At 66.2% G+C, this 12751-nt stretch carries 7 protein-coding genes; 3 read left to right on the forward strand and 4 right to left on the reverse strand.

Annotation, left to right across the window (positions count from 1 at the left end):
• Positions 1–8: 8 nt before the first annotated feature.
• Entirely contained in the window at positions 9–1553 is a 1545-nt protein-coding gene (locus tag ATO11_RS02900; RefSeq protein ID WP_050529294.1) for a trimethylamine methyltransferase family protein, read from the forward strand.
• A 77-nt stretch (positions 1554–1630) separates the two neighbouring features.
• On the opposite strand, the gene cysS is transcribed toward ATO11_RS02900, so the two are convergent.
• From cysS to ATO11_RS02915, 3 genes are read right to left on the reverse strand one after another with little or no spacing between them, the layout of a single operon-like run.
• Entirely contained in the window at positions 1631–2947 is a 1317-nt protein-coding gene (gene cysS, locus ATO11_RS02905) for a cysteine--tRNA ligase (RefSeq protein ID WP_050529295.1), read from the reverse strand.
• 9 nt (positions 2948–2956) lie between these two features.
• Positions 2957–3553, reverse strand: a complete 597-nt coding sequence (locus ATO11_RS02910) for a nucleotidyltransferase family protein (RefSeq protein WP_050529296.1) — start codon at positions 3551–3553, stop codon at positions 2957–2959.
• Positions 3550–5949, reverse strand: coding sequence for a GcvT family protein (locus ATO11_RS02915; protein WP_050529297.1), 2400 nt, complete (start codon positions 5947–5949; stop codon positions 3550–3552). Before ATO11_RS02915 ends, ATO11_RS02910 begins: the two co-directional genes overlap by 4 nt.
• A 94-nt stretch (positions 5950–6043) precedes the next feature.
• Between ATO11_RS02915 and ATO11_RS02920 the strand changes: the two genes are divergently transcribed.
• Both ATO11_RS02920 and ATO11_RS02925 read left to right on the forward strand, forming a co-directional pair.
• Positions 6044–7309, forward strand: coding sequence for a DUF2254 domain-containing protein (locus ATO11_RS02920; protein WP_050529298.1), 1266 nt, complete (start codon positions 6044–6046; stop codon positions 7307–7309).
• Positions 7310–7500: 191 nt separating this feature from the next.
• Entirely contained in the window at positions 7501–9921 is a 2421-nt protein-coding gene (locus ATO11_RS02925) for a GcvT family protein (protein WP_050529299.1), read from the forward strand.
• 296 nt (positions 9922–10217) lie between these two features.
• Here ATO11_RS02925 and ATO11_RS02930 read toward each other — a convergent pair whose 3' ends face one another.
• Complete coding sequence (locus ATO11_RS02930) at positions 10218–12686, reverse strand: penicillin acylase family protein (protein ID WP_050529300.1); 2469 nt, start codon at positions 12684–12686, stop codon at positions 10218–10220.
• Between the last annotated feature and the right edge of the window lie 65 nt (positions 12687–12751).

Genomic DNA, 12751 nt, shown 5'->3' on the forward strand with positions numbered 1-12751 from the left:
GGGCGATCATGGCAGAAGCAACAGCACGCAGACGCGGACGGGGTGGCGGCGGTGCCGCGCGCCGGGCGGAGCGCACCAGCGTCAAGATCGAGACCGCGAAGTATATCGAGCGGAACATCCCCAATTACGAGATCCTGACCGCCGAGGCGATCGAGGTCATCGAAACCAATGCCGATGCGATCCTTGAAGAGGTCGGCGTCAACTTCGTGTCGAACCCCGCCGCACTTGATCGCTGGCGCGAGGCGGGTGCCGACGTGGAAGGTGAACGCGTGCGCATCCCGCGCGGGTTGGCCCGGAAACTCTGCGCCACCGCGCCGTCGCGGATCACCCAGCACGCCCGCAACCCCGAACGCACCGTGGAAATCGGCGGCAACACGCTCGTCTGCGCGCCGGTCTATGGCCCGCCCTTCGTGCGCGATGCCGAAGGCGGCCGCCGCTATGCCACGATGGCGGATTTCGAGAAATTCGTGAAGCTTGGCTACATGTCGAAATGGCTGCACCATTCGGGCGGCACGGTCTGCGAGCCGACGGATGTGCCGGTGAACAAGCGCCACCTCGACATGCTGCGGGCGCACATGGTGCTGTCGGACAAGCCGTTCATGGGGTCGGTCACCGAACCGTCGCGCGCGCAGGACAGCGTGGAGATGTGCGAGATCCTGTTTGGCAAGGACTTCGTGGCCGAGAACACGGTCATGACCTCGCTCATCAACATCAACTCGCCCATGACGTTCGACGACGTGATGATGGGCGCGCTGGAGGTCTATGCCGCTCACAACCAGGCCTGCGTCGTGTCGCCCTTCATCGTCGGTGGCGCGATGGCGCCGGTGTCGGTCGCGGGTACGCTGACCCAAGTGCTGGCCGAGGTGCTGGCGGGCATCGCCTATTCCCAGCTTGTGAAGCCCGGTGCCCCGGTGATCTTCGGCGCTTTCGTGTCGTCGATCGACATGAACTCGGGCGCGCCGACCTTCGGGACGCCGGAAGCCTCGCAGATCCTGTACGGCGCGGGCCAGCTGGCACGGCGGATGAACCTGCCGTTCCGGTCGGGCGGGTCGCTGTGTGGCTCGAAACTCCCCGATGCGCAGGCGGCCTACGAGACCGCGCATACGCATAATGCGGCGCTGTTGGGTGGTGTGAACTTCATGCTGCACGCCTGCGGCTGGCTGGAGGGAGGCCTTGTGTCGTCTTTCGAGAAGTTCGTGATGGATGCCGACCAGCTGGGCGCATTGCACCAGTTGGCGAAGGGCGTTCCGATCGACACCAACGCGCAAGCCCTGGACGCGATCCACGAGGTGGGGCCGGGCGGGCACTACCTTGGTTGCGCGCACACGCAGGCGAACTTCAAGGAAGCGTTCTGGCGGTCGGACCTGTTCGATTACAAACCGTTCGAGACGTGGTCGGACGAAGGCGCGCGCGACACGCAGGCGCTGGCCACCGCAAGGGTGCAGACGCTGTTGTCGCAATACCAGCAGCCCGCGATGGACCCCGCGGTGCTGGAGGCGCTCGACGCCTACGTGGCCCAGAAGAAGGCATCGATGCCGGACGCGTTTGTCTGAGAAGGGGCAGGAGGGGGGGAGCCCCCTCGGCCTGCGGCCTCACCCCCGAGGTATTTCGGAACCAGAGAAGCGGGTGGTCAGAGTGTGACCGGGTCGCTGCCGCCGGCGCGGGTGGCTTCTTCCCACGCGGCCTTTGCGAGGTCGGTGGGCAGGGGGCCGTCGATCTCGCGCCGGAGTTCGAGGCCGAGGAGCGAGTCGTACCGGGCGACGAGGCCCAGTTTTTCGCCGGGTTCCAGCGCCTTGGATTTGAGGATCGTCTGAAGCTCGACCATGACCTGCGGCATGGCGAGGTCGTCGCGCAGGGCCGCCTCGATCCTGGCGATGTGGCGGTTCGCGGCCTCGGACGTGGGCGGGACGGCTTCGGCCTCGTCGTTCAGCGTCTTGATGCGCAGGCGCAGGCGGCGGAGCGCGGTGGCGGCGTCTTCGACATGTTTCCATGAAAAGAGCATGCGCTTGCGGTAATGGGTGCGGAAGCACAGGAGGCGGAAGGCGAGCGGGTCGATCCCGCGCTCTTCCAGCGTGAAGACCGTCAGGAATTCGCCCGACGACTTGGCCATCTTCACGCCATCGGTCGCTTCGAGAAACGCGCCGTGCATCCATGTGTGGGCGAAGGGTTTGCCCGTGCAGCATTCGGTCTGCGCGATCTCGTTCGAGTGGTGGATCGCGATGTGGTCGATCCCGCCGGTGTGGATGTCGATCTGGTCGCCGAGGTACTGGCGCGCCATGGCCGAACATTCGATGTGCCAGCCAGGAAAACCTGTGCCCCACGGGCTGTCCCATTCCATCTGGCGCTGTTCGCCTTCTGCCGAGAACTTCCAGAGCGCGAAGTCGGTCGGGTTGCGCTTGTCGCCGGCATCGACGCGCGCGCCGGCCTCGAACCCTTCGCGGCTGGAGCCGGTGAGTTTGCCGTAATCGTCGATCTTCGACGTATCGAAATAGATGCCGTCGCCGGTGCGGTAGGTGAGGCCCTTGTCCTCGAGCGTGGCGATCATGTCGATCTGCTGGGGGATGTGGGCGGTAGCGCGGCTGAGGATGTCGGGCGCGGCGATGTTGAGCGCGAGGCACTGGCGGATGAACCCGGCCTCGTAGCGTTTGGCGATGTCCCACGCGGTCAGGCCCTCGCGGCGGGCGCCGACCTCCATCTTGTCCTCGCCCTCGTCGCCGTCGCTGACGAGGTGGCCGACATCGGTGATGTTCATCACGTGTCTGACCGTAAGCCCGGTGTGCCGCAGCACCTTTTTCGCCATGTCGACGAAGACATAGGTGCGCAGGTTGCCCAGATGCGCGTCGTGATAGACCGTGGGCCCGCAGGAATACATCCTGACCGGTTCGCCAAGGGGTTCGAACGGGTCCGCGGTGCGGCGCATGGTGTCGTAGAAACGAAGCTGGGTCATGGGCGCGGGTTAGCTTTGTGCGGGGCGGTTGGCAAGGTAGGCGGCCCAGGCTTCGGGCGTGTCGAGGTCGGTCAGCGCATGATTGTCCGGCAGCGAAACGCGCAGGAGGCGGTGCGCATGGGCCGCGATGACGGTGCGGGCGCCGGTGTCGCCGGTGCATTTCAGCAGGTCACCTCGGCAGGCGGGGGGGAAAAGCACCGGATGACCGGGTGTCATGTCCGCTCCGGCTCCCTGCACGATCTGCTCGCCCGAGCCGCTTTGGAACATTGCGGCAATGAGGTGCAGGTCGTCGGAGGTGATGTCGGGCATGTCGGCGGGGAGGATCATCACGGCGTGATCTTCGGGGATTGCCAAGACGCCTGCGCGGATGGAGGCGCTCATGCCTTCGGCGGCGTCCGGGACGGCGACGGGCTTGGCGGAGCCGATCAGCGCGGCGCGGGGGTGGTCGAGCGAGGGGAGCGTGACCCAGGTTGGCGCGACCTTGGTGGCGCGTTCTGCTTGCCGTTCCAAAAGGGGTGTTTCGCCAATCTTTTCAGTAAGTTTGTCGCGGCCCTTCATGCGGCTGGACGCGCCCGCAGCAAGGAGAAGGATCGCGACGGGCGTCATGCGCGGAGCCGGGCGCCGTCGGGGTCGAAGACGGGCTGGCGCATCCGGGTGGCGGGGCGCATCTGGCCGAGGATTTCGATCTCGGCGCTGTCTCCATCCCAGTCGGCGGGGACAAGGGCAAGCGCCATGGACGTGTCGGTGTGGTGCGAGTAGCCGCCGGAGGTGCAGAAGCCCCTGACCTTGCCGTCGATCCAGACGGGTTCGTAGCCGTGCACGTCGGCATCGTCGGCGTCGACCGCGAAGGTGACGAGTTGGCGATTGGCGCCTTGCTGGCGCTCGGCCTCACTGGCGCTTCGTCCAATGAAATCAACCTCTTTCGACCAGTTGATGAAGCGGTCCATGCCGGTCTCTCCCGGTGTGTAGTCAGGCGAGAATTCCGACAGCCACGATCCGAAGAAGCGGTCGAGCCTGAGCGACATCATCGCCCGCATGCCGAAGGGGCGCATGCCGTGGGGCTGGCCTGCCTGCCAGAGCGTGTCCCAGAGGCCGCGTTGGTACATCGGGTCGCAATAGATCTCGAACCCGAGGTCGCCGGTATAGCTGACGCGCTGGATGATACAGGGGGTCATGCCCACGTCGACCTCTGCCACGTCGAGGAAGCGCAGATCGGGCAGGGTGCGGGCGGCGGCTTTCAGGACTTCGAGCGCCTTGGGGCCTGCGATCTGGAACCCGGTGCGGCGGTCGGACATGTTTTCGACGTGAACGTCGCCTGACAAGTGCTTGTCAAACCACCGCATATGTACGTCCTGCGCGCCGTAGGAGGCAGTCAGAAGGAAGCGGGTGTCCGACAGGCAGGAGACGGTGAAATCGCCGATCAGCTTGCCCTTGGGCGACAGCATCGGCGTCAGGGACACACGGCCCGGTTTGGGGATGCGGCCAGCCATGATCCGGTCGAGGCATGCGCGGGCGTCCGCTCCCGTCACCTCGTACTTGCCGAAATTGTGGGTCTCGTTGATGCCGACGGCCTCGCGGACGGCCTTGACCTCTCGCCGGGTGGCGTCCCACGCGTTGGAGCGGCGGAAGGACGGGGTTTCGAACCGGGGCTCGTCGCCGGTCGCGAAGTAGTTCGGCACCTCCAGCCCGTACTGCGCGCCCCAGACCGCGCCCATCGCGTCGAAGAGGTCGTACATCGGTGTCCGGCGCAGGCCGCGCGCGGCGGGCAATTCCTCGTTCGGGTAGGCGACGGAAAAGCGTTTCTGGTAGTTCTCGATCACCTTGGGCCGGGTGAATTCCTGCGTCAGCCAGCGCGGGAAGCGGGCGACGTCCATCGCGGTCACGTCGCGGTCGGGTTCGCCACCGATCATCCATTGCGCCAGCGTCAGGCCGACACCGCCGCCTTGGGAAAAGCCCGCCATCACGCCGCAGGCCGACCAGTAGTTCGACAGGCCCGGCACCGGGCCTACCAGCGGGTTGCCGTCGGGTGCGAAAGTGAAGGGGCCGTGGATCACCGATTTCACGCCCGCGCGTTCGAGGACGGGGAAGCGTTTGTAGGCGAAGGCGATCGAGTCCTCGATCTTGTCGAGGTCGTCGGGCAGCAATTCGTGCCCGAATTCCCATGACGTGCCGTCGACCGCCCAGGGTTTGCAGGGCTGTTCGTAAAACCCGATGCAGAGCCCGCGCCCCTCTTGCCGCAAATAGCTTTCGCCCGCCGGGTCCATGACGTGCGGGTGTTCGGTGTCGCGGTCATAGATCTCGGGCACGTCGTCGGTGACGATATACTGGTGCTCCATCGGGTGGAGGGGCAGGTAGACGCCCGCCATTGCCGCGACCTCGCGCGCCCAGAGGCCGCCCGCGTTGACGATGTGTTCGGCGTGGATGTCGCCGTCTTCGGTCTGCACGGTCCACGTCCCGTCTGGGCGCTGGAGGGTCGCCGTGACCTTGCAGTGGGTCTTGATCGTCGCCCCGCCCATCCGCGCGGCCTTGGCATAGGCGTGGGTGGTGCCCGAGGGGTCGAGGTGGCCGTCGAGCGGGTCGTACAAGGCTCCGAGGATACCGTCGGTGTTGGTAATGGGCGCGATCTGGCGGATCTCGTCCGGACCGACGATCTGCGTTTCCAGCCCCATGAACCGGTGCTTGGCGCGTTCGGCGAGCAGCATGTCGAACCGGTCGCGGTTGTCGGCCAGCGTGATGCCGCCCACGTGGTGCAGCCCGCAGGACATGCCGGTCAGCTCTTCCAGCTCGCGGTAGAGCCGGATCGTGTAGCCCTGAAGCGCGGCCATGTTGGTGTCGCCGTTGAGCGTGTGGAAGCCGCCCGCGGCGTGCCACGTCGAGCCACTCGTCAATTCCGAGCGTTCGATCAGCATCACGTCGGACCAGCCGAGCTTGGTCAGGTGGTAGAGGACCGAGCATCCCACGACACCCCCGCCGATCACCGCCACTTGCGTCGTTTCTGTCATGCCCGTACGTCCCGTTTGCACACGCGCCGACACTATCTTTGACGCCGTCGGGAACCAAGTGCCGAAACCGACGCTTTGTGTCGTGGAGGAGCCGATGAGAGAACTTCTTGAACTGCCGCACACGGTTGTCCGCAAGGCTCTGGAATACTGGCGGAAATTGTGGGTGCGGGTGGTGCTGATGGGTGCGCTCGCCGGGCTGGCCATGGCCCTGACCCAGCCGGTCTCGTGGTTGTTGCCCGAGGACCTGCAGACGCGGCTTGCGGGATCGGCCGCCGACCGGCTGCTCGACATCATCGCGGGCGCGATGCTGTCGGTCACGATCTTCTCCCTCACGGTCATGGTCACGGTCTTCAACAACGTGTCGAGCCAGTGGACGCCGCGCATCCACCGCCTTGCCATGCAGGACGAGGTCACGCTGCACACGCTGGCGACCTTCATCGGCGCGTGGGTTTACGCGCTGATGGGGATCGTGCTGCGGGAACTGGGCATCTTTCCAGATAACGGGGCCACGGTGCTGTTCGCCGTCACGGTGCTGGTGCTGGTCTATGTCGGCTGGTCGCTGATCCGCTGGGTTCTGCACCTTCAGACCTTCGGATCGCTCCTGGCCTCGACCCGGCAGGTGGAGGACATCACGACCGAACAGTTGAAGGAACGACTGAACACGCCCTGCCTAGGCGCGGTGCCGATGCAGGAGGACCCGCCCGACACGGCCGAGATCCTCGTCGCCGAGCGCTGCGGATACGTGCAGCGGATCTACCAGGAGGCGCTGAACGCCTATTGCGAGGACCATGACCTGACGATCTGGCTTCTGGTGATGCCGGGCGATTTCGTGTCCCTGCACGAACCGCTGGTCGCGGTGGAGGGGGATATCCCCGACGACCTGCGCGACACGCTGGACGCACAGATCCGGCTGGGGGACGTGCGCATCCACGATCAGGACCCGCGGTTCGGGCTGGTCGTCTTGTCGGAAATCGGCTCGCGCGCTCTGTCGCCGGGCATCAACGATCCCGGAACGGCCATTGACGTCATCACGCGCGGGCAGCGCATTCTCGCGCTCTACCGCGACGAAACCGAGGTGGAAAAGCCCGCCTACGAACGCCTGTGCGTGCGGCCCCTCAGCGCCGGCGCGCTGATCGATGATGTGTTCGGCCCGATCGCGCGTCACGGGGCGGGGCAGCTTGACGTGCAGATATGTTTGCAAAAAGCCCTCGCAAGCCTCGCGCGGCACCCGGACAAGGGAATCGCGCAGGCCGCCCGCGAGGAACGTGACCGCTGTGGGCAACGTGCGCTACAGGCGCTGGCTTTCGCGCCCGACAAGGCCCGGCTGAAAGACCATCTGGACGGTGGCGATGATGCCTGACGGGCTGATCCACATCCGGTCCAAAGGGCGCAATTTGACGATTGCGTTGATCCGAAACTGATCCAAATGTCGGAAAAAAGTGAGCCGAAACTGAAAAGCGACGGAACCTGACCGGGAAATGTCGGGAACCGGCATGTATCTTGACCCGCCCCCCGCCACGCTGCCGCCAAGGGACCAACAGGAGCGGTGACATGCGGGACAAGGCACAGGCGGTGGTGATCGGTGGGGGCGTGATCGGGTGCTCGATCCTCTATCACCTGACCAAGCTGGGATGGACGGACGTTGTCTTGCTGGAACGCGACGAGCTGACCTCCGGCTCGACCTGGCACGCGGCGGCCAACATCCACGGCCTGCATGACTCGACGAATATCAGCCGCATCCAGCACTACACGATGAACCTGTATAATTCGCTGGAGGAAGAGACGGGCCAGTCCTGCGGCGTGTTCCAGCCCGGATCGCTGTACCTTGCCCAGACCGAGGCGCGAGAACACCAACTGCGGCTGCAGGCCTCGAAAGCGAAGCTCTACGGCATGAACTTCCACGAAGTCAGCCGGGACGAGGCCGAGCGCCTGCACCCGCTGGTCAACTTCGACGGCATCCGCTGCATCATGTACGAACCCGATGGCGGCAACGTGGACCCGTCGGGCGTGACCAACGCCTATGCCGTGGGCGCCCGCCAGCGCGGCGCGGAAATCCACCGCTTTACCCCCGTGACCGCGACCGAACAGCAGCCCGACGGCACGTGGATCGTGCGCACGACCAAGGGCGACATCCACACCGAATGGGTGGTCAACGCCGCGGGCCTGTGGGGCAGGGAGGTCGCCGCTCTGGCCGGTCTCGAACTGCCGCTGCAACCGACCGAACACCAGTATTTCGTGACCGAGACCATCGCCGAAATCGACGCGATGCCCGACCGTCTGCCGTCGGTCGCGGACCGCGATGGCGAGTATTACCTGCGTCAGGAGGGCAAGGGCCTGCTGATCGGTGCCTATGAACGCGACCTGAAGTTCTGGGCCGAGGAGGGCACGCCGCTCGACTTCGCGCATGACCTGTTCCCCGATGATCTGGAGCGGATCGAGGACAACATGATGCGCGCGATCGACCGGGTGCCGGTCGTGGGTGAGGCGGGCATTAAGCGCGTCATCAACGGCCCGATGATCTGGTCGCCGGATTCGAACGTTCTGATGGGGCCGGTCCCGGAGCTGAAGGGCTATTTCTGCTGCAACGGCATCATTCCCGGCTTCTCGCAATCCGGCGGCATGGGCCTGATGGCGGCGCAATGGATGATCGAGGGCGAGATGCAGTACGACATGTTCCCGTGGGACATGGCGCGCTTCGGCGACTTCGCGGACAAGGCGTTTACCAAGGCCAAGGTGGCCGACCAATACGCCCACCGCTTCGCCATCCACTACCCGAACGAGGAACGCGCCGCAGGCCGCCCCTGCCGCGTGCGCCCCGCCTACCAGATGCAGAAGGACATGGGCGCGGTCTTTGGCCTCAACTACGGCTGGGAACATCCGCAATGGTATGCCGAGACGCCGGGCACCGAGGACACCAACGGCTTCACCCGCCAGAACTGGTGGGGCCCGGTCGGCGACGAGTGCCGCATGCTGCGCGACCGCGCGGGCATCATCGACATCTCGAACTTCGCCAAGTACCGCTGCAAGGGGCCGGGCGCGGCCGAGTGGCTGAACAAGGTCTTCGCCAACAACATGCCCAAGGCGGTAGGCCGGTCCTGCCTGACGCCCCTGATCGGCGTGCGCGGCGGGATCGCGGGCGACGCCACGGTGACCCGCACGGCAGAGGACGAGTTCTGGATCATCTCGTCCGGCATGGCCGAACGCTACCAGAAACGCTTCTATGACGCGGTCCCGCTGCCCGAAGGCACGACCTTCGAATCGATGACCGTCGCCATGTGCGGCTTCAACGTCGCGGGCCCTGAAAGCCGCGCGTTGCTGTCGCGCCTCACGAACGCCTCGCTCTCGACCGAGGACTTCCCGTTCATGCGCTCCAAGATGATCACCATCGCGGGCGTCGAGGCGCTGGCCCTGCGCGTTTCGTTCACTGGCGATCTGGGCTGGGAGCTGCACTGCAAGACGGAAGATCAGGAAAAACTCTTCGCCGCGCTCTGCGAGGCCGGGAAAGAGTTCGGTGCTGGCCCCGTCGGCGCGCGCGCACTCATGTCGCTGCGGGTCGAAAAAGGCTATGGCTCGTGGTCCCGCGAATACTCGCCGGAATACTGGCCGCAGGAAGTGGGCCTCGACCGCCTGTGCAAGATGGACAAGGATTTCCTCAACAAATCCGCCTGCGCCGAGGTGCTGGCCAAGGAAGCCCGCGAAAACCTCGTCCTCCTGCATATCGACGAAGCGGCGGTCACGGCCTCGAACGCGGACGCGACGGGAGGTGAGCCGATCTTCAAGGACGGCAAGGGGATCGGCCGGGTCACCTCCGGCACCTATGGCTACACCGTCGGCATGTCGCTGGCCCTCGGCTACGTGAAGGATGCGGGTCCCGGCGACGCGGTCGAGGTCATGATCCTCGGCCAACCCCACAAGGCCACGATCCTGTCGGAACCGCCGTTCGACCCGAAAGGCGAACGCCTGCGCGCCTGAGAATCGGAAAGCGGGGGCCAGCCCCCGCACCCCCGAGGTATTTCCGAACCGAAGAAAACCAAGGTCCACCCCGCGAGGCGGCATCCGCCGAGGCTCGCGGGGCTTCTCCGGTTACGGCCATCGGGACCTCTCCCTGTACCGCCCCCTGACCGTGGCCCGTTAAGGTTAATCGCCCGTTACCGCATCCGGCTTCTTCGGTTCAAAAATACCTCGGGAGCGCGAGGGGCCGCGCCCCTCGTCCGGGGGTGTGGGGGCCTGCCCCCACGCGGGAAAAGCGTGCCGAAAGGCATTCCGCCTCACTCCATCGGCACCAGCGTCGTCACGCCCACCGCCGCCGCGCGGGCCAGCCCCTCGTCCAGCGACATCGGCACGTATTCGCCCCGCCGCCACAAAACGCTCAGGTCGTCGTAATGGCGCGAGAAAAGGTGCCCCGACTGCCCCGTCGCGGTGACGAAGACCGACGAATCGGGATCGAGGAAATCATAGACCCCGCGATACCCCGCCGCGTGCACGTTGAGGTACGGGTTGTCGCCTTCGCCCGAGGTCTTGCCGCGCATCAGCGTGTTGTCGCCGCCGCTGGTCGACTGGCGGATGTTCACGAAATACCGCAACAGCGGCACCTTGCCGAGGATCTGGTGATCATGTGTTGCCTGGTGAGCGTCGCCCCAGCGCAGGCTGTCGAGCTGCGTGCCATAGGTGTCGCCGATCCACACCAGCGCATCGTCCAGCGCCGCGCGGGCGATGTCGGTGCAGGTCTCCTCCCGCGCCGACTGGATCACGTCGCACCAGGCCGAGGCGCCGTTCACGTCGCGGAACACCCGTTCGAGGAACAGCGGCTCGACCCGCGTGAAATCCTCCGCCACCGGGCCCAGCTCGTCGCGGATCAGCCGGTCCTGCAGGTGGCGCATCCACGCGGCATAGATCAGGGGCTCGGGCAGGTGCTCGTTCATCTCCCCGTTCCAGTCCGCCAGCAGGCGCAGCGCGTCCTGTCGCAGCCGCTCGGACGTGCCCGCGGGCGCGGCGGAGCCGGTGAACCACAACTCCGCCCCGATCAGCGGCAGAAGCGAGCGCGCGGCGAAACTGACGGTGTCCAGCTGCGCCTCGATGAAGCTGTCGCGCGTATGCACCTCGCGCGACTGCATCAGCAGTTCCCACCGCTTCACCCGCTGGCTGTCGCCCCACAGGAACGACACGTGGAGCGGGAAGGGGCGTTCGACGATCTTGTTGTTGGTGTTGCCCACGATCCCGCCCGGTGGCTGGATGAATTCGGGGTTGGCGGCATAGGGCAGGCGCCCCTGCCAGCGATTGGCCGCGATCCAGCCCGGCGCGGGCAGGCGGCCTTGGCTCTGGTGGCGTTCGTCCCGGCGCGGCATCGCGCCCACCAGCTTCAGCGCGATCGCACCGGTGGAATCGGCCAGCGTCATGTTCTGCGCCGGCGCCACGAATCCCGCCGTCGCGGCCACGCCCTCGGTCACGGTCCGGGCATGCAGCAGGTTCATCGCCGCCGTCATCGACGTGTCGCGGGGGCTCAGCGCCGTCCAGCTCAGCGACACCACGTGCCCCGGCGGCGTGATCAGCCCAAGATCATAGACCGAGCCCGGCAGGACCGGGCCATTCTCCGTCCAGCGCAGCGTCAGCGTGACCGGGTCGGCATCCTTGATCTTCACGATCGACCGGCGGGTGCGGAAGGGCTTGAACCCGTCGGGCGTCTCTACCTCCTCGGGATTGTCGGGGTTCAGCCGCTCGATGAAAAGGTCCTGGTCGTCGAGGTAGGACGAGGTCACGCCCCATCCCAACGCCTCCGACCGCCCCGCCAGCACGATGGGCATGCCGGGGATCGTGCCGCCGATCACGCCGCCCGATTGCAGGTCCAGCCGCGCAAGGTACCAGATCGTCGGGGCGGTCAGTTCCAGATGCGGGTCGTTGGCCAGAAGCGCCCCGCCGCTGGCCGACCGCGACGTCGCCGCAGCCCATGCATTCGACGCACCCGCGCGGCCCGGCGCGGGACGCGGATCAAGCGGATCGCGCGGTTTTCGGTTCGCCGCAAATACGCGCGGCGCGTCGGGAAAAAGCGCCGCGAAACCGGGCAGGGCGGCGCTGCCCTTGCCCGGAATGTCCGGCATCAGGTCGTCCAGCCGGTCGGCATCGTTCAGCACCAGCGACGTGCGCGCCCGCAGCACCTCGTTTTCAAGATGCCCGGCCAGTTGCAGCGCCATCAGCTTCAGGATCGCCAGCGAATCGGCGGGTTTCCACGGCGCCAGCGGTCCGGGAAAGAGAAAGAACTCCGGCGCGCCCCGGCCCAGTGCATCGCGGTTGATCTCGTCGATCCGCGCGTTGACCCCCGCGGCATAGGCCCGCAGCGCCTCTTTCACCTCGGGCGATTGAACCTCGACCGACTGCACCGCCAGCGGGTAGAGGTCGAGCCGCCGCAGAAGCGTGTCGATCTCGACCGTGCGCGCGCCGAACACCTCGCTCAGCCGGCCCTGCGCGGTGCGGCGCATGGTCATCATCTGCCACAGCCGGTCCTGCGCATGGGCGTATCCGAGGCCCAAGAACACGTCGTTGTCGCTTTGCCCGAAGATGTGCGGCACGTTGGAATTGTTTCGCACGATCTCCAGCTCGGCCGCCAGACCCGCCGCCGGCACCGTCTTGGTGTAATCGGGCAGCGACCGCGAGGCGAGGTAGTAGACCCCGATCACCACCAGCACCGCAAGGATCACCGCCGTGCCCGTCAGCCGCAGCAACCAGCGAAAAATCAGCCCCATAACCGCCTCATCGCGCGTTTCTTGGTGTCTGCCCCTTGCGCGCCGCGCGCGGGCAAGGGAACGTC

Source organism: Pseudaestuariivita atlantica (assembly GCF_001205715.1).
Taxonomy (GTDB): Bacteria; Pseudomonadota; Alphaproteobacteria; order Rhodobacterales; family Rhodobacteraceae; genus Pseudaestuariivita; species Pseudaestuariivita atlantica.